At 66.5% G+C, this 22,855-nt stretch carries 19 protein-coding genes; 5 read left to right on the plus strand and 14 right to left on the minus strand.

Annotation, left to right across the window (positions count from 1 at the left end):
- Positions 1-47: 47 nt before the first annotated feature.
- Genes BM436_RS17835 through BM436_RS17855 form a run of 5 tightly spaced genes read right to left on the minus strand, consistent with a single transcriptional unit; the run spans position 48 to position 5,113 of the window.
- A complete protein-coding gene (locus BM436_RS17835) occupies positions 48-2,207 on the minus strand; it encodes a type IV pilus secretin PilQ (protein ID WP_093556877.1) in 2,160 nt (719 codons plus the stop codon).
- Positions 2,204-2,740 carry a pilus assembly protein PilP gene (locus tag BM436_RS17840; RefSeq protein WP_143133210.1) on the minus strand — a complete coding sequence of 179 codons (537 nt, stop codon included), beginning with the start codon at positions 2,738-2,740 and terminating at the stop codon, positions 2,204-2,206. The genes BM436_RS17835 and BM436_RS17840 overlap by 4 nt, the downstream gene beginning before the upstream one ends.
- Positions 2,737-3,399: a type IV pilus inner membrane component PilO gene (locus BM436_RS17845; RefSeq protein WP_093556879.1), complete on the minus strand. Its 663-nt coding sequence runs from the start codon at positions 3,397-3,399 to the stop codon at positions 2,737-2,739. Before BM436_RS17845 ends, BM436_RS17840 begins: the two co-directional genes overlap by 4 nt.
- Positions 3,400-3,407: 8 nt before the next feature.
- Positions 3,408-4,034, minus strand: coding sequence for a PilN domain-containing protein (locus BM436_RS17850; protein WP_093556880.1), 627 nt, complete (start codon positions 4,032-4,034; stop codon positions 3,408-3,410).
- Positions 4,034-5,113, minus strand: coding sequence for a pilus assembly protein PilM (locus tag BM436_RS17855; RefSeq protein ID WP_093556881.1), 1,080 nt, complete (start codon positions 5,111-5,113; stop codon positions 4,034-4,036). The genes BM436_RS17850 and BM436_RS17855 overlap by 1 nt, the downstream gene beginning before the upstream one ends.
- Positions 5,114-5,487: 374 nt before the next feature.
- Between BM436_RS17855 and BM436_RS17860 the strand changes: the two genes are divergently transcribed.
- Positions 5,488-7,812, plus strand: a complete 2,325-nt coding sequence (locus BM436_RS17860) for a penicillin-binding protein 1A (protein ID WP_093556882.1) — start codon at positions 5,488-5,490, stop codon at positions 7,810-7,812.
- Between the two features lie 115 nt (positions 7,813-7,927).
- Here BM436_RS17860 and cyaY read toward each other — a convergent pair whose 3' ends face one another.
- Positions 7,928-8,269: an iron donor protein CyaY gene (cyaY, locus tag BM436_RS17865; RefSeq protein WP_093556883.1), complete on the minus strand. Its 342-nt coding sequence runs from the start codon at positions 8,267-8,269 to the stop codon at positions 7,928-7,930.
- 41 nt (positions 8,270-8,310) lie between these two features.
- Between cyaY and lptM the strand changes: the two genes are divergently transcribed.
- Positions 8,311-8,508, plus strand: a complete 198-nt coding sequence (lptM, locus tag BM436_RS38700) for an LPS translocon maturation chaperone LptM (RefSeq protein WP_371859649.1) — start codon at positions 8,311-8,313, stop codon at positions 8,506-8,508.
- A 3-nt stretch (positions 8,509-8,511) separates the two neighbouring features.
- A complete protein-coding gene (gene lysA, locus BM436_RS17870; protein ID WP_093556884.1) occupies positions 8,512-9,789 on the plus strand; it encodes a diaminopimelate decarboxylase in 1,278 nt (425 codons plus the stop codon).
- A gap of 18 nt (positions 9,790-9,807) precedes the next feature.
- Here lysA and msrQ read toward each other — a convergent pair whose 3' ends face one another.
- The 5 genes from msrQ to BM436_RS17895 form a co-directional block, all read right to left on the minus strand.
- Entirely contained in the window at positions 9,808-10,437 is a 630-nt protein-coding gene (gene msrQ / locus BM436_RS17875) for a protein-methionine-sulfoxide reductase heme-binding subunit MsrQ (protein ID WP_093556885.1), read from the minus strand.
- Position 10,438: 1 nt separating this feature from the next.
- A complete protein-coding gene (gene msrP, locus BM436_RS17880; protein ID WP_093556886.1) occupies positions 10,439-11,416 on the minus strand; it encodes a protein-methionine-sulfoxide reductase catalytic subunit MsrP in 978 nt (325 codons plus the stop codon).
- A gap of 80 nt (positions 11,417-11,496) precedes the next feature.
- Complete coding sequence (gene ccsB / locus BM436_RS17885; protein WP_371859650.1) at positions 11,497-12,645, minus strand: c-type cytochrome biogenesis protein CcsB; 1,149 nt, start codon at positions 12,643-12,645, stop codon at positions 11,497-11,499.
- Positions 12,646-12,668: 23 nt separating this feature from the next.
- Complete coding sequence (locus BM436_RS17890) at positions 12,669-14,762, minus strand: cytochrome c biogenesis protein ResB (RefSeq protein WP_093556887.1); 2,094 nt, start codon at positions 14,760-14,762, stop codon at positions 12,669-12,671.
- Between the two features lie 125 nt (positions 14,763-14,887).
- Entirely contained in the window at positions 14,888-15,547 is a 660-nt protein-coding gene (locus tag BM436_RS17895) for a c-type cytochrome (protein ID WP_093556888.1), read from the minus strand.
- Positions 15,548-15,722: 175 nt separating this feature from the next.
- On the opposite strand from BM436_RS17895, the gene yihA reads away from it, so the two are divergent.
- Together yihA and hemB are read left to right on the plus strand one after the other, a co-directional pair.
- Positions 15,723-16,448: a ribosome biogenesis GTP-binding protein YihA/YsxC gene (yihA, locus tag BM436_RS17900; protein WP_093556889.1), complete on the plus strand. Its 726-nt coding sequence runs from the start codon at positions 15,723-15,725 to the stop codon at positions 16,446-16,448.
- 27 nt (positions 16,449-16,475) lie between these two features.
- Complete coding sequence (gene hemB, locus BM436_RS17905; RefSeq protein ID WP_093556890.1) at positions 16,476-17,492, plus strand: porphobilinogen synthase; 1,017 nt, start codon at positions 16,476-16,478, stop codon at positions 17,490-17,492.
- Between the two features lie 4 nt (positions 17,493-17,496).
- On the opposite strand, the gene BM436_RS17910 is transcribed toward hemB, so the two are convergent.
- The 3 genes from BM436_RS17910 to BM436_RS17920 form a co-directional block, all read right to left on the minus strand.
- The gene (locus tag BM436_RS17910) at positions 17,497-18,387 is read right to left on the minus strand and encodes a hypothetical protein (RefSeq protein WP_093556891.1); all 891 of its coding nucleotides are present in this window, start codon (positions 18,385-18,387) and stop codon (positions 17,497-17,499) included.
- Between the two features lie 139 nt (positions 18,388-18,526).
- Positions 18,527-21,664, minus strand: coding sequence for an efflux RND transporter permease subunit (locus BM436_RS17915; RefSeq protein WP_093556892.1), 3,138 nt, complete (start codon positions 21,662-21,664; stop codon positions 18,527-18,529).
- Positions 21,661-22,851 (minus strand): efflux RND transporter periplasmic adaptor subunit, encoded by a 1,191-nt coding sequence (locus BM436_RS17920; protein ID WP_093556893.1) that lies wholly within the window; start codon positions 22,849-22,851, stop codon positions 21,661-21,663. Before BM436_RS17920 ends, BM436_RS17915 begins: the two co-directional genes overlap by 4 nt.
- Positions 22,852-22,855: the final 4 nt, after the last annotated feature.

Genomic DNA, 22,855 nt, shown 5'->3' on the forward strand with positions numbered 1-22,855 from the left:
GGGGATCCTTTTTCACGCTCGCAGGGGGCTCGCCGCGCGAGCCGGCATTATCGGGCTGAAAGCCGCTCGGCGACAATCTTCGGGGTGATAAACACCAGCAATTCGGTCTTGTCGTTGGTGCGGCCGGTATTGCGGAACAGGTAGCCCAGCACGGGCACGTCGCCCAGCAGCGGCACCTTGCTGACCGTGCTGCGCTCGATCTGCTGGTAGATGCCGCCCAGCACCACGGTGCCGCCGTTCTCGACCATGACCTGGGTTTTCACGTGCTTGGTATCGATCGCGAAGCCGGCCCGGGTCTCCTGGCCGACGCTGTCCTTGTTGACGTCGACGTCGATCACCACGTTGCCGTCCGGCGTGATCTGCGGCGTCACCTCCAGGCGCAGGTTGGCCTTGCGGAACACGATGGAGGTGGCGCCGCTGCTGGTGGCCACCTGATAGGGCAGTTCCAGGCCCTGTTCGATGGTGGCGATGGCCTTGTCGGCCGTCACCACGCGCGGGCTGGAGATGATCTTGCCGGTGCCGTCGGCCTCCAGCGCCGACAGTTCCAGGTTCAGGAAGCGGTTGGCGGCCGACGAGAACAGGCTGATCGCCAGGTTGCCGGCCGACAGGCCGTTGATGGGCGCGGCCGGCAGGTTGATGAACTGGGTGTTGTTGAAGCTGTTCTGCGACTCCGACACCTGGCCGGTGGTCTCGCCCACGCCCTGCATGTTGCCGCCTATGCCGAGCCGGGTGTTGCTGTTGCCGATCTGGTAGCCGGAGTCGCCGCCGCGCAGCGTGCGCAGGTCGGCGAAGCCGAGCTTGGCGCCCAGGTTGCGGGTGAAGGAATCGCTGGCCTCGACGATGCGCGCCTCGATCAGCACCTGCTTGGAGGCGATGTCGGTCTTCTGGATCAGCTTGCGGATGTCCTCGATCTTGGAGGCGATGTCGGTGACGAACAGCTGGTTGGTGCGCGGCTCGATGATGGCGCTGCCGCGCTTGGACAGCACGCGGCTCTTGGTGTCGCCCGAGTCCAGCCCGAACACGCTCTTGAACGATTCGGCCTTCTGGTAGTTCAGCTGGAAGATCTCGGACTTGAGCGGCTCCAGGTCGGCGATCTGGGCGCGCTGCTCGAGCTCCAGCTTCTCCTTGGTCAGCAGCTCCTCCTTGGGGGCGATCCACAGCACCGAGCCGTTCTTGCGCATGTCCAGGCCCTTGGCCTGCAGCACCACGTCCAGCGCCTGGTCCCACGGCACCTCGCGCAGGCGCAGCGTCAGGTTGCCCGCCACGCTGTCGCTGGTGATGATGTTCAGGCCGGAGATGTCGGCGATCGCCTGCAGCGCCGCGCGCACCTCCACGTTCTGGAAGTTGAACGACAGCTTCTCGCCGCGGTAGCCCTGGGTGCCCTGGGTCAGCTTGTTCGGGTCCTCCTTGATCGGCTTCACGTCCACCACCAGCTGGGTGTCGCTCTGGTACACGCTCTGCTCCCACAGGCCCTTGGCCTCGATGGTCATGCGCGTGTTGTCGCCCTGCGGCACGGTGGTGATCTGCGACACCGGCGTGCCGAAGTCGGTCACGTCCAGGCGGCGGCGCAGCGTCTCCGGCACGCCCGTCTTGAGGAAGTCGATCACCAGGCCGTTGGCGTTGGGGCGCACGTCGACGGCGACCTGGCTGTTCGGCAGGTCCACCACCACGCGGCCCTCGCCGTTGGCGCCGCGGCGGAAGTCCATGTCGCGCAAGACCTGGCGGGCCGGCGCGGCCGCGGCGGCGGCGGCCCTGGCGACCGGCATGCCGGTGGAATCGACCGCCGTGGCCAGGCCGCCGGAACCGTCGATGGTGAGGATGATGGCGTTGCCGTCGATGGCGGTGGCGTAGTTCAGCGTGCGTTTCAGGTTGAACACCAGGCGCGAGCGCTCGCCGGCCTGCACCACGTTCACGCTGCGCAGGTCGCCCTGGTTCATCTCGTGGGTGTTCTTGCCGGTGAGGTTGACGGTGGCGCCGAAGTCCAGCGCGATGCGGGCCGGGTTGGTGATGGAAAAGCCGATCGGCAGCTTGTCCGGCGCGTTCCTCAGCGCGATCTTGACGATCACGTTGGCGCCCTGCTGGTTGGAGGTGATCGACTCGATGGCGTTGCCCTGCGCCTGCGCCAGCGCGGCCATGCCCAGCAGCAGCGCCGCAAGGAACGCCCGGCAGGCCGTCCGCAGCGTCGCGGGGGTGGTGTATGCGTTCATTGCGTGTTCTCCTTGCTTTCCTGCAACTCCAACTTCGATATGCGCTCGACCCAGTCGCCGGTCGCGTCCTGGACGATTTCCTTGACGGTGACGGCGTCGTCGCTGACGCTGGTGATCAGGCCGAAGTTCTGGCCCACGTGCTGGCCGGGGCGGACCTGGTACACCGAGCGGTCGACCTGCAGTAGCGCGTAGATGACCTTGGCCTTCTCCATCGTGCCCACCATCTTCACCGCGTCCAGCGGGAAGCTCTCCAGGAATTCCTTGCGGCGCGTGGTGTCGGGGCGCACGCCGCCGCCCGCGTTGGCCTGCTTGGCCAGCTCGGCCAGCAGCTTGTTGGCGCTGAACGGGTCGACCTCGGCGCCGGCCGAATAGGCGAAGGGGATGAAGGTCTTGGGCTCGGCGATCGGCGTCACGGCCACGTGGGCCTGGGCGTCGGTCGTCTTCATCCACTGCCGCACCTCCTGCACGTCGCTGTCGCCGCAGCCGGCCAGCGCCAGCGCCAGCAGCGCGGATGTCATGTGGCGGGCGCTCATTTCTTAGCCCCCTTCTTCTTGTCGGCGGCGGCCTTGCGCTGCGCCGCCACCTCCTCGGGATCGAGGTAGCGGAAGGTCTTGGCCACCGCGTCCAGCGTCAGGCCGCCCTCCTTGCCGGTGGTCAGCGCCATGTTGTTGAGCGTGACGATGCGCGGCAGGTTGGCCATGTCGCCGGCGAAGGCGCCGATGTCGTGGTAGCTGCCGGTGACCTTGATGTCGATCGGCAGTTCGGCGTAGTAATCCTTGACCACCACCTGGCCGGGCTTGAACAGTTCGAACTGCAGGCCGCGCCCCAGGCCGGCCTGGTTGATGTCCGACAGCAGCGCGGCCATCTCGGCCTTGCTGGGCAGCTGCTTCTGCAGGCGCTCCACGTACTGGTCGACCTGCACTTTCTGCTCGCGCAGCGCCGGCAGGTTGACCGCCTGCTGGGTCTTGGTGGTGTATTCGCCGCGTAGCCGGATCTCCTCGGCCGCGCCGGCCTCCTGGGCGTCGAACTGGCCGTCCCAGTAGCCGTACCAGCCCAGCGCCACCACGGCCGCCACCGCGCCGAGCGCGCACAGCAGGCGCGGCGCCAGCGGCCACTGGCCGGGATGGCGCCCCTTCAGGCCCTGGAACTGGGCGGAGAGGTCCGCGCTGAATTGTTTGAGGTCGGTCGCCATAGTCTCTCTCAGGGCCGCACCGCGGGGGCACCCGCGGCCATCTTGGCCGGCTTGCCATCGGCCGGCTTGTCCTTGTCGCGCGGACGCTTGATGCTGACGATCAGGTTGAACTCCACCACCTTCTTGGCGGTCTTGCCCTGGCCCAGTCCGGTGGATTTCACTTCGATCAGGTCCGGCTTCTCCAGCCACGGCGAGACGCCGGCCACGTTGCGCAGCAGTTCGGAGACCCGCTCCTGCGACTGCGCGTAGCCCTGGATGGAGACGCGCTGCCCCTCCTGCTTGAAGCCCTTCAGGTAGACCCCGGGCGGGGTCTGCTTGACCAGTTCGTCGAGCAGGTAGACCGGCTGGTTGCGGTCGCCCTGCAGGTCCTCCACGGCCTGCTGGCGCGCCTTGAGCGCCTCGATCTCGGTCTTCAACGTGGCGATCTCGGCGATTTTCTTGTCCAGCTCGACGATGGCGTCCTTGATGACCTTGTTGCGCTGGTCCTGGATGGCGATGGCGCGCGCGTTGTAGCCGCCCACCACCAGCACGATGGCCGCGCCGGCCAGCGCGCCCAGCACCATCAGCGCGTAGAACGCGGCCTTTTTCTGTTTGCGCTTTTCCTCGCGGTGCGGCAGCAGGTTAATCCGTATCATCAGCCAAACCTCCGCATGGCGAGGCCGCAGGCGACCAGGTAGGCCGGCGCCTCGGCGCGCAGGGCCTGCTCGCGCACGCCCGGGCCCAGCTGCATGCCCTTGAACGGCGAGATCACGGCGCTGTTGATCTTGGTGCGGCCGGCCACGATGTCGAGCAGGCCGGGCAGCAGCGCGCAGCCGCCGGCCAGGAACAGCTGGTCGACCCGCGTGTAGGGCGTGGAGGTGTAGAAGAACTGGATGGCGCGCGTCACTTCCAGCGCCGCGCCCTCGAGGAACGGGGCCAGGATGTCGGCGCCGTAGTTGTCGGGCAGGTCGCCGGACTTCTTGCGCGACTCGGCCTCCTCGAAGGCCATGCCGTAGGCGCGCACGATGTCCTGCGTCAGCGCGTTGCCGCCGAAGGGCTGCTCGCGCTCGTAGATGGCGGCGCCGTCCAGCAGCACCGAGATGTGGGTGACCTGGGCGCCGATCTGGAACAGCGCCACGATCTGGCCGGCGCCGGCGTCTGGCATCTGCGCGGTGACGCGGTCCAGCGCGGCGCGCGCGGCGTAGGATTCGATGTCCATCACGGTGGCCTTCAGACCGGAGGCCTCGGCGATCGCGACCCGGTCCTCGACCTTCTCGCGGCGCGAGGCGGCCAGCAGCACCTCGATGTCCTCCTCGGAGTTGGGCACCGGGCCCAGCACGTCGAAGTCCAGGCTGACCTCGTCCAGCGCGAACGGGATGTACTGGCTGGCCTCGGACTCGACCTGCACCTCCAGCTGGTCCTCGGACATGCCGGCCGGCAGGATGATCTTCTTGGTGATGACCGACGCCGGCGGCATGCCCAGCGCCACCAGCTTGGCGCGCGTGCCGCTCTTCTTCCAGACGCGGCGCAGCGCCTCCACCACCTGCTCCATGTTTTCGATGTTGCCGTCCACCACGGCGCCGCGCGGCAGCGGCTCGGACGCGTAGCGCTCCAGCCGCAGGCCCTCCTTGCCGGCCTGCGCCAATTCCACCAGGCGCACGCTGGAAGTGCTGATGTCCACCCCCACCAGCGGTGGATTGCCGCCGCCGAACAGCGAGCCCAGGTCCAGGTTCATGCGCCGTCCCCGCCGCCATGATTGGCGCCGCCGCAATGTTGCTGCTGGACACACACCGTTAGTGATTGCATATGGGAACTCGTTTGAAAACCAGCGTTTAGGGGGCGGAACTGAGACAGTACATTAAATCCTAGCAATAAGCCCGATGCAGTGTAAAGGTATTTCTACCGTGCACAAAACCGCGTTTGTGCGGGTTTAGCCACACTGGCCCTCCACTCTGTGGCACGTCGGATAACTAAGTTATTTAGTTGCTCACAGTAAATCTTTCGCGCCCGTTGCCTGTTTTGCCGGCGCGCCGCAGCCATCAGCGGTCGCTTATAATGAGCCCCGCCCGGCACGACCCGGCGCGCCCCGAAGACTGCGAAAGAATGCGCATGACCACAGCACAACCTGGAAACACCGGCCCCGCCCAACCCCGCAAGCTCCTGCTCACCGCCCTGGCCTCCGTGGTCGGCCTGGCCCTGGTGGGGGTGCTGCTGCTGGTGTTCGGCCTGGCCCTGGCCTACCCCAACCTGCCCGAGCTGGACTCGCTGACCGACTACCGGCCCAAGATGCCCCTGCGTATCTTCTCGGCCGACAACGTGCTGATCGGCGAGTTCGGCGAGGAGCGCCGCAACCTGGTGCACATCAAGGACATCCCCGACGTGATGAAGAAGGCCGTGCTGGCGATCGAGGACGACCGCTTCTACGACCACGGCGGCGTCGACTACACCGGCATCCTGCGCGCGGCCTTCCACAACGCCACCGGCGGGGCGCGCCAGGGCGCGTCCACCATCACGCAGCAGGTGGCGCGCAACTTCTTCCTGTCCAGCGAGCAGACCCTGAAGCGCAAGCTGTACGAGGTGCTGCTGGCCTGGAAGATCGAGAAAAACCTCAGCAAGGACCAGATCCTCGAGGTCTATATGAACCAGATCTACCTGGGCCAGCGCGCCTACGGCTTTTCCTCGGCCGCCCAGATCTATTTCGGCAAGAATCTGAAAGACATTAGCGTGGCCGAGGCGGCGATGCTGGCCGGCCTGCCGAAGGCGCCGTCGGCCTACAACCCGGTGGTCAACCCCAAGCGGGCCCGCACGCGCCAGCAATACATCCTGCAGCGCATGGCGCAGCTGGGCTACATCACGCCGGCCCAGTTCCAGGCCGCCAAGGCCGAGCAGCTGCGGGTCAAGACCGACAGCAGCGAGTTCGGCGTGCACGCCGAGTACGTGGCCGAGATGGCGCGCCAGCTGGTGTACGAGCAGTTCAAGGAGGACACCTACACCCGCGGCCTGAACGTGTTCACCACCATCACCAAGGCCGACCAGGACGCCGCCTACCTGGCGCTGCGCCGCGGCGTGATGGACTACGAGAAGCGCCACGCCTACCGCGGCCCGGAGGCCTACATCGACATCCCGGCCAACAAGGAGGAGGCCGACGACGCCATCGAGACCGAGCTGGCCTCGCACCCGGACAGCGACGACATCGTGGCCGCCATGGTGCTGCAGGCCACGCCGTCCAAGGTGACGGCGGTGACCGCGTCCGGCGAGGAGATCGCCATCACCGGCGCCGGGCTGGACATGGGCAAGTCCTGGCTGTCGGACAAGGCCGCGCCCAACAAGCGGCTGCGCCGCGGCGCGGTGATCCGCGTGCTGCAGGAGGGCAAGGACTGGCAGATCACGCAGATGCCGGAGGTGGAATCGGCCTTCGTCTCGGCCTCCACCGAGGACGGCGCGATCAAGGCCATGGTGGGCGGCTTCGACTACAACCGCAACAAGTTCAACCACGTGACCCAGGCCTGGCGCCAGCCGGGCTCCTCGTTCAAGCCCTTCATCTACTCCGCCTCGCTGGAGCGCGGCCTGTCGCCGGCCACCATGATCAACGACGCGCCGATCTCCTTCGACGCCGGCCAGACCGGCGGCCAGGCCTGGGAGCCGAAGAACTACGACGGCAAGTACGAGGGGCCGATGAGCATGCGGCGCGGGCTGACCAAGTCCAAGAACATGGTCTCGATCCGCATCCTGCACCGCATCGGCGCCAAGTACGGGCAGGAATACACGACGCGTTTCGGCTTCGAGGCCGACAGGAACCCGCCCTACCTGACCCTGGCGCTGGGCGCGGGCGCGGTCACGCCGCTGCAGATGGCCGGCGCCTACGCGGTGTTCGCCAACGGCGGCTACAAGGTCACGCCCTACCTGATCTCCAAGGTCACGGACGCCAACGGCAAGGTGCTGTCGCAGGCCGCGCCGGACAAGGCGGGCGACGCCGCCAACCGCGTGATCGACGAGCGCAACGCCTTCCTGATGGACAGCATGATGAAGGACGTGGTGCGTTTCGGCACGGCGACCAAGGCGCTGTCGCTGAAGCGCGGCGACATCGCCGGCAAGACCGGCACCACCAACGACTCGATCGACGCCTGGTTCGCCGGCTACCAGCCCAAGCTGGTGGGGGTGGCGTGGATCGGTTTCGACCAGCCGAAAAACCTGGGCAACCGCGAGACCGGCGGCGGGCTGGCGCTGCCGATCTGGATCGGCTACATGCAAAAGGCGCTGAAGAACATCCCGATCGAGGAGCGCGCCGTGCCCGAGGGCATGATGGTGGTCGACGGCGAATACTACTACGCCGAAAACCCGCCCGGCATGGGCGTGCAAAGCCTGGAAGGCGCCAGCCGCGGCACCCCGGCCGAGGAAAAAGCCAAGGACGCCGTCAAGAACGAGTTGTTCTAATTGCATCGGTGTCAGGCGCGACATTCGGACATTTTGTGCGCATAGCGCACGGAATGTCCGCTGCCGTTGAGGCCGTGTCCGAATGTCGCGCCTGACACCGATGTTAGGGTGCAACTTATTGCGGGTTGGGGGTGAGGACGACGGGGGCGCCGCCTTGCGCGGTGGTGATCTCGGACAGCACGGCGAACAGTTCGGAGCCGTCGCGCGTGTTGAGCCATTGGCCGTCCACGTGCCGGTAGTGGAAGCCGCCCGAGCGCGCCGCCACCCACATCTCTTGCATCGCCGCCTGGCTGTTGACGATGACCTTGGATCCGTTGTCGATGAACTCGATTTCCAGCACGTTGCCGCTGCGGCTGCATTCGACGTCGACCATGTCCTGCTCGTTCAAACGGTCCAGCGCGGCCTCGATGGCGTTCAGGGTGGCGTCGGCCAGCGCCAAAAATTCGGATTCGGTCATGCTACACTCCAGGATTCTCTTGTCAAACCGTGATTCTAATCGTGAAGTCCACTTTAGCGCTGCATATCTCCGCGGCGGCGTGCTGCGCCGCTCTGCTGGCGGGTTGCGGCCAGCCCGGTCCGCTGTACCTACCCAAACAGCCGGCCAAGCCCGCCTCCCCTGCCGCCACCCAAGGCAAGCCCGGCGTCGCGCCCCCTTCCGCCCCCGTACCGTCCACTCCTCCCGCTTCCCAACAATAATCCATGTCGCAATTCACTTATAACAACGGCGTGATGCACGCCGAGGGCGTGTCGCTGTCCGCCATCGCCGAACAATACGGCACCCCGACGTATGTGTACTCCAAGGCCCAGCTGCTGGCCAACTTCGATTCCTACGCCGACGCCTGCGCCGGCCGCGACGCGCTGGTGTGCTACGCCATGAAGGCGAACTCCAACCTGGCCGTGCTGGACCTGCTGGCCCGCCGCGGCGCCGGCTTCGACATCGTCTCCGGCGGCGAACTGCTGCGCGTGCTGGCCGCCGGCGGCGACCCGGCCAAGGTGATCTTCTCCGGCGTCGGCAAGACCGTCGACGAGATGCGCCTGGCGCTGACCCACGGCATCCTGTGCTTCAACGTGGAGTCCATCCCCGAGCTGCACCGCCTGAACGAGGTGGCGGCAAGCATGGGCAAGGTGGCGCGCGTGTCGCTGCGCGTGAACCCGAACGTGGACGCCAAGACCCACCCCTACATCGCCACCGGCCTGAAGGCCAACAAGTTCGGCGTGGCCTTCGACGACGCGCTGGACACCTACCGCGCCGCCGCCAAGCTGGCCAACCTGGAAGTGGCCGGCATCGACTGCCACATCGGCTCGCAGCTGCTGGACGACGCGCCGCTGCTGGAGGCGCTGGACCGCCTGATCGAGCTGATCGACGCGCTCGGCGCCGAGGGCATCCATCTGCACCACCTCGACCTGGGCGGCGGCCTGGGCATCGACTACGGCGACGAGGAGGACAGCGCGCCGGTGCCGGTGGGCGACTACCTGGGCCGCGTGTTCAAGCGCATCGACGGCTGGCGCGCCGAGCGCCACGGCGGCAAACCGATCAAGGTGATCTTCGAGCCGGGCCGCTCCATCGTCGGCAACACCGGCGTGCTGCTGACGCGCGTGGAATTCATCAAGAATGGCGAGGAGAAGAACTTCTGCATCGTCGACGCGGCCATGAACGACATGGCGCGCCCGGCGCTGTACCAGGCCTGGATGGACATGCAGCCCGTGGTCCAGGCCGACACGGGCGCTGCGACCTACGACGTGGTGGGTCCGGTGTGCGAGTCCGGCGACTGGCTGGCGCGCGACCGCGCGCTGTCGGTCCAGGCGGGCGACCTGCTGGCCATGAAGACGGCCGGCGCCTATGGCATGACGATGGCGTCCAACTACAACACCCGCGGCCGCGCCGCCGAGCTGATCGTCGACGGCGAGCAAGTGCACCTGGTGCGCCGGCGCGAAAACCCGGCCGACCTGTTCGCGCTGGAATCGTTGATCAAATAAGCCTCCCCCGCCGCCGTGTCACGCGGCGGCGCGCGTGCTGGCGGCCGCCTTGGCGCGGCTCCAGTACACCCGCACGCCCAGCAGCGCCAGCACGATCAGGCCGAACAGGATCGGCTGCGAGAAGTCGTGCTTGGCCGCCTTCATCCACCAGAAATGCAATATCCCCAGCGGCGCGACCACGTAGACCAGGCGGTGCAGCCATTGCCAGCGCTTGCCGCCCAACCGCCGCACCATGCCGTTGGTGCTGGTCAGCGCCAGCGGGATCAACAACACGAAGGCGGTGAAACCGACCGTGATGAAGGGCCGCTTGAGCACATCCTTCCACATTTCCGCCAGGTCGAAGAAATGGTCGAACCACAGGAAGGTGGTGAAGTGCAGCACGGCGTAGAAGAAGGCGTACAGTCCCAGCATGCGCCGCAGCTTGAGCACCCAGTTCCATTTGGTCAGCCGCCGCAGCGGCGTCACCGCCAGGGTGATGCACAGGAAGTACAGGGTCCAGTCGCCGGTGGCGCGCGTGATGTATTGCAGCGGCTCGACCAGCTGGTCGCTGGCGGTCAGCCACACCAGCTTGAAGAACGGCAGCAGCGACAGCGCGAACACCGCCGCCTTCAGCGCCGCGAGCTGCCTCGGTGTGGGATTGAAGGCCATGTCAGAAGAACTTCTTCAAGTCCATGCCGGCGTACAGCGGCGCCACGTCGGCGTAGCCGTTGAACATCAGCGTCTTGCGCTTGCGCGCCAGGAAGCCGTCCTCGCCGATGCGGCGCTCGGAACCCTGCGACCAGCGCGGGTGGTCGACGTCCGGATTGACGTTGGAATAGAAGCCGTATTCGGACGGGGCGGACACGTTCCAGGCGGTGCGCGGCTGGTCCTTCACGAAGCGGATCTTGACGATGGACTTGGCGGACTTGAAGCCGTATTTCCACGGCAGCACGATGCGCACCGGCGCGCCGTTCTGCTTGGGCAGCACCTCGCCGTACATGCCGACCGTGAGCAGCGCCAGCGGGTGCATGGCCTCGTCCATGCGCAAGCCTTCCACATACGGCCAGTTCAGCACGCGGCTGCCGACGCCGGGCATCTGGCCCTTGTCGGCCAGCGAGACGAATTCCACGTATTTGGCGTTGCCGGTGGGCTCGACCTTCTTGATCAGTTCGGACAGCGAATACCCCACCCACGGGATCACCATGGACCAGCCTTCCACGCAGCGCAGGCGGTAGACGCGCTCCTCCAGCGGCGCCAGCTTCAGCAGCTGGTCGATGTCCAGCGTCATCGGCTTCTTGACCTCGCCCTCGATGGACACCGTCCAGGGACGGGTGCGCAGCGTGTGGGCGTGCTCCGCCGGATCGCTTTTGTCGGTGCCGAACTCGTAGAAGTTGTTGTAGGTGGTCGCGTCCTTGTAGGCGGTCTGCTTGTCGAGCGCGGAATAGGCGGGATTGAGTTTGGCGGCCAGCTTGGGGTTGCCGCCCTGGGCGAAGGCCTCGCGGGTGGCCATCTCCAGCAGCGAACCGCCGGCGATGGCGCCGACGGCCACCCGCTTGATGAAGGCGCGGCGCGCTTCGTAGATTTCGCGCGGCGTGATTTCGGAAGAAAACGGCAGGTCGACGCCGTTCGGACTACGTTGGATCAGCATGGCAACTCCAGGAAAGGTGCGGGGTTGGGACTTGGTCGGCTAGCGTCCCGAAACCTTACACCTTTTTTCTGAAGTCCTGGTTAAAGCTTGCCGTAGGAGTGCAGGCCCGACAGGAACATGTTGACGCCCAGGAAGGCGAAGGTGGTGACCAGCAGGCCCACCAGCGCCCACCAGGCCGCCACGCGGCCGCGCAGGCCGGACATCAAGCGCATGTGCAGCCAGGCCGCGTAGTTGAGCCAGACGATCAGCGCCCAGGTCTCCTTCGGGTCCCACGACCAGTAGCCGCCCCAGGCCTCGGCCGCCCACAGCGCGCCCAGGATGGTGGCGATGGTGAAGAAGGCGAAGCCGGCCGAGATGGCCTTGTACATCACGTCGTCCAGCACCTCCAGCGACGGCAGGCGGTCGACCAGGTAGCCGGACGATTTGAGCAGGTAGGCGGTGGCCACCATCGCGGCCAGCGCGAAGGTGCCGTAGCCGATGAAGTTGGCCGGCACGTGGATCTTCATCCACCAGCTCTGCAGCGCCGGCACCAGCGGCTGGATGTCGGCCGCGTCGCGCGAGACCGTGTACCACAGCAGGAAGGCCACCGCCGCCGAGATCACCAGCAGCACGAAGGCGCCCAGCTGGCGGGTCTCGTAGCGCTGCTCGTAGTACAGGTAGAACATGGCCGTGATCAGCGCGAACAGGATGAACACTTCGTACAGGTTGGAAATGGGGATGTGGCCCACGTCGGCGCCGATCAGGTAGGACTCGTACCAGCGCACCAGCATGCCGGTCAGGCCCAGCACCACGGCCGCCCAGCACAGCTTGGAGCCGACCGTGAAGCCCATGGACGAGCGCGCCACCAGGCCGATCCAGTAGAACAGCGTGGACAGCACGAAGCACGTGCTCATCCACAGGATCGCCGACTGGCTGGACAGCATGTACTTGAGCCAGAATTTGGTGTTGGCCATCTCCAGGCCGCCGGCGTACATGGAAATCGCCCACAGCGACAGCAGCGCCGCCAGCGGCATCAGCCAGCGCACCGGCTTCCAGTGCCAGCCCAGCGCGGCGAAGGTGGGCGCGGCCGCCAGCAGGATCACCTTTTCGTAGATGTCCATGTAGGCGCCGTAGCGGCTCAGCGCGAACAGCGCGCCGCCGGCCAGCGCCAGCGCGAAGACCCAGTCCAGGGCGTTCAGGCGCTTGAAGTAGCCCGGCGCCTGGGTGTAGCTTTGTGTCATTTCCATCATCTGTCTCCGTGTCCGCCCACAGCTTACGCCGGTTGCGGCAGTTTTTGCTTCAGTTCCTCGAATTCCTTGTGGAAGTCCAGCGTCTTGCGCTGGGTGCTCATGGCCATCAGCGCGTGGCTGCCGCCTTCCCCGCCGTTGTCCCGTATCCAGATCCACAGCCGGCGCTCGCGGATGTAGAACATCGCGAACACGCCCAGCACCAGGAACAGACAGCCCAGGTACACCACGTTCTTGCCCGGCGACTTCGTCACCTGGAACACGGACGCCTTCACCTCAGTGTAGTCGTCCAGCTGCAGGTAGACGGGCGCGCCGTAAAAATAGCTGTCCGACAGGGCGTTGGTGGCCAGTTGCAGGAAGCGGCCGTGCTTCTCGTCCGCCTCGACCGCCGCCAGGCCAGCCTGCTCGCGCGCCGCCTGCCACAGTTCCCACATGCTGCCGTTCAGGATCTTCATGAAGATGTCGGCCGCCTTTTCCTGCTCGTCCTTGGGCACCTTCTCCAGGAAGGTGGAAATCGCCATGAAGCCGCCCTCCTTGCCCTCGCCCGCGAACAGGCCCAGGCTGCGCGCCGACGATTCCCGCAGCTGCGCGCGCAGCGGCTCGGAGGTGGGCGACTGCGGCATCGCGCGGCGCGCGTAGCGCTCGGCGGCGGCCGCGCGCAGGGCCGGGTCGTTCAGGGCCGCGCGCAGGCGCATCCATTCCTTGACGGTGTACCCGTCGTCCGCCGGGATGCGCAGGTAGCTGAACTGGTCGCTCGGATTGGCGCGCACGCCGGCCAGGAACACGGTGGCGCCGTCGATGGTCACCGGCTGCATGTAGTTCTGGTATTCGCGGGCCTGGCCGGTCTGGTCGCGCAGCTTGTACTGCACGCTGGGGCCGACGTTCTTCAAGTCCTTGTTGTTGGCGTTCTTGGCCGCCGAGCCGGTGTGCTTGTCCAGGCTGCGGGCGAAGCCCTCCTCCAGCTTCTCCCCCTTGGTGACGGCGCGCGCGTCCTGCGAGGCGATGTTTTCCACGTTGAACGGGCGGAAGCCGGACCATTCCACCGTGTATTTGTCGTCCAGCTTGGTGGCGTTGCCCACCTCGCCGGCGAAGGGGAAGCTGGCCGATCGCGTGCCGCCCATGGGCCAGCCGGTCAGTTTGAGCTTGCTGCCGCCGTCCTCGAAGCTGGACTGGTAGACCGCCAGGCCCTTGTAGATCAGCGGCTTGTTGACCTCGATGACGGCCTTGACGGTCTCGCCCGTCTCGTGGTCGCGCACCTCCACCTCGCTGGCGAACAGCTTGGGCATGCCGGTGCTGTAGAAGTCGATGTTGAACTTCTTCAGGTTGATGGTGAACGGCAGTTCCTGGATCAGCACGCCGTCCGCGCGCGGGATGATGGCGGTGTTGCTGGCCTGGCCCTCGGGGATGGCGGTGTTGGCGCGGTAGGTCGGGTTGCCCAGGCCCAGGCGGTGCTGGGCGGGGATGGCAGAGATCAGGCCGCTGCCGCCGAACGGCGTCTTGCCGAGGAACCACTCCTGGAAGCGGATCGGCATGTCCGAATCGAGCAGGCCGCCGACGCAGATCACCACGATGGCGCTGTGGGCGAAGATGTAGCCGAACTTGTTGCCGGCGCCGCGCTTGGCGGCCACCAGCGTCGCGTGTTCCTTTTCCACGATGCGCGACTGGTAGCCGGCGTGGCCCAGGCGCTGCGCCATCTGCTGCGCCAGCGCGGCGCGCTGCAGTGGCGACTGCCACTCGGCCTTGTCGTGGAAGTTCAGCAGCGATTGCTCGCGCACGTTCTCGCGCCAGGAGCGCATGTCCTTCATCATCTTGGGCGAGTTGCGGATGATGCACAGCGAGGTCGACGTCACCAGGAAGCCCATGATGGCGATGAACCACCAGGCCGAATACACGGCGTACAGGCTCATCTTGCCGAACACCTCGAACCAGAACGGGCCGAACTGGTTGACGTAGTTGCCCATGGGCTGGTTCTGCTGCATCACCGTGCCGATCACCGACGCGATCGAGATCAGGGTCAGCAGGCTGATGGCGAAGCGCATCGAAGACAGCAATTCGACCAGGCTGTCGAAGGCCGGGCGGCGGGTTTTGACGGTGATACCGGCGGTGCTGGTGGTGCTCATGCGCGACACTATCTCAAATTGGGGGGCGGAAGGGATGCCCGCAGGAGAATACCAATAAAAAAGGCAGCCTGCTTGCGCGGCCGCCCCTTTTTACCGCATCGCGCCCCGGGGGCGCGAACGCCGGCTTACTTCAAGCCTGCCACGTAGTCGGCCACGGCCTTGATTTCGTCGTCCGACAGGCGCTTGGCGATGGTGCTCATCTCGGCGCTGTTCTTGCGGGCGTCGGTGCGGAAGGTGGTCAACTGGGCCGCCGTGTAGTCCTGGTGCTGGCCGGCCAGGCGCGGGTACTGGGCCGGGATGCCGCCGCCGGCGGGGCCGTGGCAGCTGGCGCAGGCGGGCACGTTCTTCTCGGCGATGCCGCCGCGGTAGATCTTCTTGCCCAGTTCGATGGTGTCCTTGTTCTTGGCCGCGCCGGGTTTCTGCGCCTGGGTGCTCAGGTAGGCCGAGATGTTCTTTTTCTCTTCGTCCGTCAGCATCTTCGCGTAGGTCGTCATCACCGGGTTGTTGCGCGACGGCGTGGTGAAGTTCAGCAGCTGCTTGTACAGGTAGGCTTCCGGCTGGCCGGCCAGTTTCGGGTTGGCGGCGATGGTCGAGTTACCGGCGGCGCCGTGGCAGGAAACGCAGGCCGGCAGGCCGCGCGCGTTGTCGCCGTCGGCGTACAGGGTGGCGCCTTTGGCCGCGTCCGCCTTCGGCGCGGGGGCAGCCGTGGAAGCCGATGCGGAACCCGACACGGCAAGCACTGCAACGAGCAAGGACTTTACAAACGGAGAAAACGCACGATTCATTCAAACACCCTGAGCCTAGTGAAAAAAATGGTTGGATAACGCTAGCCATGCACGCTGAGTTTGTACGCGTCCATGCACTCTTATTGCTTTTATGCATAACAACAATTCGTAACCCCTTATTGTACAATAGCTTTTCTGCGTTATACCTCTCATTGTTGCATTTCTGCCCACCCCCATGTCCAAACTCTGGCAAGCCCGCTTCTTTACCACCGTCAATCATTTGCGCGACCTGCCCAAGACGACGGTGCCCGAAATCGCCTTCGCCGGCCGCTCCAACGCCGGCAAATCGACTTCGCTCAACATTCTGTGCAACCAGAAGGGCCTCGCCTTCGCGTCCAAGACGCCGGGGCGCACCCAGCACATCAATTTCTTCTCCATCGGCGGCGCCCACGTGGCCATGCACCGCAAGGACCCCACCAATGTGGACGAGATCCGCGCCATGCTGGTGGACTTGCCCGGCTACGGCTACGCGGAGGTGTCCGGCGACGTCAAACTGTACTGGCAGCGCCTGCTGGGCGACTATATCCAGCGCCGCGAGCAATTGGCCGCGCTGATCCTGATCATGGACTCGCGCCGCCCGTTCACCGACCTGGACATCCAGATGCTGGAATGGTTCGCCCCCACCGGCAAACCGATCCACTGCATCCTGACCAAGGCCGACAAGCTGACGCGCAACGAATCGACCACCGCGCTGCGCCAGGCGCAAGCCAAGCTGGACAGCTACGTCGACGAGGACGGCGAGGGCTTCCCCTTCACCGTGCAACTGTTCTCCGCGCTCAAGCGCATCGGCATCGAGGAGGCCACCGCCAAGATCATCGAACTGGCCGGACTGGACCAGGACGAGGCCGCCGAACAGGCCGAGCGGATCGACGGCGACGAAGACGGCGCGCCGCAAGCCTGATTACCCATCATTAAGGAACCGCAACCTATGGCCAACCACGGCACGCCCTTCCCCGCCATCCGCATGCGCCGCATGCGCCGCGACCCGTTTTCGCGCGCGCTGATGCGCGAAAACGCGGTGAACGCCTCCGACCTGATCTACCCGGTGTTCATCCTGGAGGGCGTGAACCAGCGCGAGCCGGTGCTGTCGATGCCGGGCGTGGAGCGCGTGTCGGTGGACCTGCTGCTGAAGGTGGCCGGCGAGTGCGTGGCGCTGGGCATCCCGGTGCTGGCCCTGTTCCCCGTGATCGACTCCGCCCTGAAAACGCCGGACGGGATCGAGGCGACCAATCCGGACGGCCTGGTGCCGCGCGCGGTGCGCGCGCTGAAGCAGGCCTACCCGGAGCTGGGCGTGCTGACCGACGTGGCGCTGGACCCGTACACCAGCCACGGCCAGGACGGCCTGATCGACGACAACGGCTATGTGCTGAACGACGTCACCACCGAGATGCTGGTGCGCCAGGCGCTGACCCAGGCCGACGCCGGCGTGGACGTGGTGGCGCCGTCGGACATGATGGACGGCCGCGTCGGCGCCATTCGCGCCGGGCTGGAGGAAAAGGGCCACATCCACACCCGCATCATGGCGTATTCGGCCAAGTACGCGTCGGCCTTCTACGGCCCCTTCCGCGACGCGGTGGGCTCGGCCAAGAACCTGGGCAAGGGCGACAAGAACACCTACCAGATGGACCCGGCCAACGGCGACGAGGCGCTGCGAGAGGTGGCGCTGGACCTGCGGGAGGGCGCGGACATGGTGATGGTGAAGCCCGGCATGCCCTACCTGGACATCGTGCGCCGCGTGAAGGACGAGTTCAAGGTGCCGACCTTCGCCTACCAGGTGAGCGGCGAGTACGCGATGATCAAGGCCGCCGCGCAAAACGGCTGGCTGGACCACGACAAGGTGATGATGGAGTCCATGCTGGCCTTCAAGCGCGCCGGCGCCGACGGCGTGCTGACCTACTTCGCGCTCGACATCGCGCGCAAGCTGAAGGCCGGCCAAGCCGGCTAAACGCCTACCGGCGGTAGTTGGGGAAGAATTCCTTCAACAGGAAGGCTTCCAGCTCCGCCTGGTATTGGCGGCCGGCGTTCATCGGCACCACGCGTCCCAGCCGGTGCGATTCCCACTGGAACTCGCCCGGCTTCTCTTTCCTGATCAGCTCGATCATCCGCTTGACGATGGCGGTTTCGATGTCGAGCTCCGATCCCAGTTCCACGTGCACCTGCTGCGACCATTGGCGCTTGAAGTTGGCGCTGAAGCCGCGGAACTTGATGTCCGCGCTGAGCGAACTCTTATTGATGATGGAGAACACGCCGCCAGTGTCCTCGCGCTCGCCGGCCGCGTTGCGGCCCTGCGCGCCCATGATGTTGGCGCGCGCCACGCGCAGCGCGCGGTCGTTGTCGCTCTCCTGCGGCTCCTGCTGCGGCTGCGGGTTGGCGTCGGCGCGGCGCTTGCGGGCCGCCTCCACGCGCGCCTGCATGTCCTCCTCCTGCACCGGGGTCGGCGGCTGCATGGTGGCCTGCACCGGCGGCACGAAGGTTTCCAGCTTGGGCGGCGCGGCCTTGGTGATGGCCCGGCTGTCGCGGCGCGGCTGCGGCTTGGCCCTGGCGGCCTCGATCGGCTTGGTTTCCAGCTTCGGCTTCGGGGTGGGCGCCGGCTTCGATTTCGGCAGCGGCGAGATGTACACCAGCTCGCCCTCTTTGGCGGGCGGCTTCAGCGTGATCTTTTCCTTGGGCATGAACAGCGCGTACACCAGCACCAGCACGTGCACCAGGATGGAGACCGCGATGCCGGCCCGGTTGTGCTTTTTCGGCCCGCCGTAGCCATAGCCGTCGCGTGGCAGCCGCTGGCCGCATGCCTCGCAGTACTCGTGGTCGCCCGAATGGGAATGGCTGAACTGGAACAAGATAAACGGACTTTCTGCACAAACGGTGGGCCACCAGAAGCCGCCAGCTTACCTGTAACTGGTCTTGACGGATGTAACTGTATGTATCACCGGGGAATCAAACGCGAACGGGCCGGGGGTATCCGGCCGCCGTATGATATCAGTGCTTGCCGAGGCTGACAGCTTTCAGTTCCACCGGCCCCTTGGCGGGCGCGCCGTCGCCGTCGGCCAGCTCGGCCTCGCCCATCGGGCCGCTGCCGCTGTATTTGTCGAGGAACAGGTAGATCACCGGGGTGATGTAGAGCGTGATCACCTGCGAGAAGACCAGGCCGCCCACCACGGCCAGGCCCAGCGGCTGGCGCAGCTCGGCGCCCGCGCCCAGGCCCAGCGCGATCGGCAGCGCGCCCATCAGCGCGGCCAGCGTGGTCATCATGATGGGCCGGAAGCGCAGGATGCAGGCGTCGCGGATCGCGTCCGCCGGCGCCATGCCGCGGTTGCGCTGCGCGTCCAGCGCGAAGTCGATCATCATGATGGCGTTCTTCTTGACGATGCCGATCAGCATCAGGATGCCGATGATGGCGATCATCGTCAGGTCCAGGTTGAACAGGCGCAGGGTCAGCAGCGCGCCCACCGCCGCCGACGGCAGGCCGGCCAGGATGGTCAGCGGGTGGATGTAGCTCTCGTACAGCACGCCCAGCAGCACGTAGATGACGCCCAGCGCGGCGATGATCAGGATCAGCTGGCTGCCCTGCGAGCTCTGGAACACGGCCGCGTCGCCGCCGTAGGTGGTGATGATGGACGCGGGCAGGCCCATGTCCACGCCCATCTTGTCGATCTTGCCGGTGGCCACGCCCAGCGGCACGTCCGGCGCCAGGTTGAACGACAGCGTGATGGCCTGCAGCTGGCCCTGGTGGTTGACCGAGGTCGGCCCCACGGTGCGCTCGACGGTGGCGAAGCTGGACAGCTGCACCCGCTGGCCGGCCTTGTTGCGCACCGAGATCTTGGTCAGCGCGTCGTCGAACTGGCGGTCCTCGGTGGCCGCCTCCAGGATCACGAAGTAGCTGGCGGCGGACGAGTAGATGGTCGAGACCTGGCGCTCGCCGAAGGCCAGGTACAGCGCGTTGCGGATGGCGCCCATGTCCACGCCCAGCGTGTTGGCCTTGTCGCGGTCTATCTTCAGCGACGCCTGCAGGCCGCGGTTCTGCGAATCGCTGGTCACGTCGCGGAAGGCTGGATCGGCGCGCATGCGCTCCTGGAACTTGCCGGCCCAGTCGCCCAGCGCGTCCGGGCTGACCGACTGCAGCGTGTACTGGTAGCGGCTCTTGCTGGGGCGCCCGCCCAGCTGCAGGTTCTGCGTGGGGCGCAGGTAGACCGACACGCCGGCCACCTGGCGCAGCGACTTGCGCAGGCTGTCCAGCACCTCGGGCATCTTGGCGCGCTCGCCGCGCGGCTTGAGCACCAGGAACATGCGGCCGGTGTTGCTGCCGCCCACGAAGGAGGTGACATCGCGCACATTGGGGTCGGCGCGCGCCACTTCCACCACCCGCATCTGCAATTCCATCATCGCGGCCGAGGAAATGTCCTCCGACGCCTCGGTGGTGGCCTGGATCTGGCCCAAGTCCTCCTCGGGGAAGAAGCCCTTCGGAATGTCGATGTACATCCAGATCGTCAGCGCGAAGGTGCCGACGGCGATGGCCAGCACCACGTGGCGGTGGCGCAGCGCCACGTCCAGCGTGCCGGCGTAGCCGTCGCGCAGGCGCGAGAAGCCGGCCTCGAACCAGCGGCCGACCAGGGAGGTGTCGCTCTCGGCGTGGTGCGCCTCGGCCGGCAGCAGGCGCGCCGCCAGCATCGGCACCAGGGTCAGCGACACCACCGCCGACACCAGCACGGACAGCGCCACCACCACGGCGAATTCGTGGAACAGCAGGCCGATCACGCCCGGCATGAAGAAGATGGGGATGAACACGGCCACCAGCGAGATCGAGATCGAGACGATGGTGAAACCCATCTCGCGCGCGCCCACCAGCGCCGCCTGCAGCGGCTTCTTGCCCATCTCGATATGGCGCACGATGTTCTCCAGCACCACGATGGCGTCGTCCACCACCAGCCCCACCGCCAGCGTGATGCCGAGCAGGGAAACATTGTCCAGGCTGTAACCGAAGGTGTACAGCAGGCTGAGCGCGCCGAGCAGCGAGATCGGCATGGTAACGGCCGGTATGAAGGTGGCGGCCGCCTTGCGCAGGAACAGGAAGATCACCAGCACCACCAGCACCACGGTCAGGGCCAGCGTCAGGTTGACGTCGTGGATGGCCTCGCGGATGGAGACGGAGCGGTCGTTGACCAGGTTGATCTTGACCGAGGCGGGCAGCTGGGCCAGGAAGCGCGGCAGCAGCGCGCGCACGCCGTCCACCACCTGCACCGTGTTGGCGTCCGGCTGGCGCTGCACCAGCAACACGATGGAGCGCTCGCCGTTGTAGCTGCCGGCCGCCTTGACGGACTGGAAGCTGTCCTCCACCGTGGCCACGTCCTTCAGGCGCACCGGCTGGCCGTTGCGGGTGGCGACGATCAGTTCGGCGAATTCGGACGCCTTCATCAGCTGGGCGTTGCCCTGGATGGTCAGGCTCTGGCTGGGGCCGTCGAGGATGCCCAGCGGGGTGTTGGTGTTGGCGGCGCGGATGGCCGTGGCCAGCTCGTCCAGCGTGAGGTCGCGCGCGTTGAGCAGGTCGGCCTTGGCGCGCACCCGCACGGCGAAGCGCTTCTGGCCGTTGACGGACACCTGGGCCACGCCCGGCAAGGTGGACAGGCTGGGCGCGATCAGGTTTTCCGCATAGTCGTTCAGTTCGGACAGCGACAGCGACGGCGACGTCATGGCCATGAACAGCACCGGCGCGTCGGCCGGGTTGACCTTGCGGTAGGACGGCATGTCCGTCATTTCCTGCGGCAGCGAGCGCTGCGCGCGCAGCAGCGCGGCCTGCACGTCCACCGCCGCCACGTTGACGTCGATGCTGGGGTCGAATTCCAGCGTCAGCGAGGTGTTGCCCTGCACGCTGGTGGAGGTGATGAGGCTGACGCCGGCGATGGTGGAGAATTGCTTCTCCAGCGGCAGCGCCACCGACGAGGCCATGGTGTCCGGGCTGGCGCCGGGCAGGTCGGCGCTGACGTTGATGACGGGGGTGTTATAGCTGGGCAGCGCGGCGACCGGGATGTGGGCATAGGCCAGCACGCCGGCCAGGATCAGGCTCAGCGACAGCAGCACCACCATCACCGGACGGCGTATGCATAGTTCGGACAGGTTCATACGCTATCCTTTTTGTCCTTCTTGTTGCCGGGGGGCTTGCCGGCCGCCTCCGCCACGCGCACCTTGGCGCCGGGGCGCAGGTTTTGCTTGCCCTCCACGATGACCTGCTCGTCGCCGTTCAGGCCGGACACGGCGGCGAACGCGCCGAACGAATGCAAGCGCTTGACGTCGGCCACCTTGGCTGTGTGATCGGAAGCCACGGTGTACACGAAGGTGCCCCGGGTGTTGCTAATGATAGCGTTTTGCGGCACGACAAGGGCGTCTTTCAGCGTCTGCACGGTGAGCTGGGCGTTGACGTACTGGCCGGGCCAGAGCCGGGTCTGGCTGTTGTCGAACTCGGCCTTCACGCGGATCACGCCGGCCACCGGATCGACCGCGTTGTCGATGAAGGTGAGGTTGCCCTGGAAGTCCTGGCCGCCGGACGTGACCCGCACCGGCACCTTGCCGGCCTGCTTGGCCGCCAGCAGCGCGCCCAGCGCGCTTTCGGGCAGGGTGAAGGCGACGTTGATGGGGTTGAGCTGGGTCACCGTGGTGAGCGAGGTGGACAGCTGCACCAGGCTGCCGGGATAGACGTTGATGGCGCCCACCCGGCCCGTCAGCGGCGCGCGGATGGTGGCGTAGCTGGCGTCCACCTTCACCGCCTGCAGGGCGGCCAGGTCGGACTGCAGCAGCGCGCGCGCCGAGTCCACCTGGCTGCGCAGCGTGTCCACGGCGCCCTGGGCGATGAAGTTCTGGGCCAGCAGTTCCTGGCTGCGCTTGTACTGGCGCTCCAGGTCGGCCAGGCCGGCGCGGTCGCGCATCACCTGGGCCTGGGCCTTGTCCACGTTGGCCGTTTCGCTGCGCGCGTCCAGCGTGAACATGGTCTCGCCCTGCTTGACGAACTGCCCTTCCTTGATGTGGACCTTGACGATGGTGCTGGTGGTCTGCGGATGCAGGTCCACCGTGCTGATCGGCGTGACGGTGCCGTTGGCCTGCAGCATCACGGCCACGTCCTGGCGCTTGGGCGCCACCACGTTGACGGAGGTGGGGCCCTGGCCGCCGTTCGGGCCGCCGGCGCCGCCCTTGCCGGGCGCGGCGGCGGAGGCGCCGCCGGACGCCGCGTCGGCCGCCGGTTTGTTGTAATACCAGGCGCCGGCGCCGATCACGGCCGCGGCGATTGCCAGGAGTACCAGAGAGGATTTCTTCATGATG

Source organism: Pseudoduganella namucuonensis (assembly GCF_900116645.1).
Classification (GTDB): Bacteria; Pseudomonadota; Gammaproteobacteria; order Burkholderiales; family Burkholderiaceae_D; genus Rugamonas; species Rugamonas namucuonensis.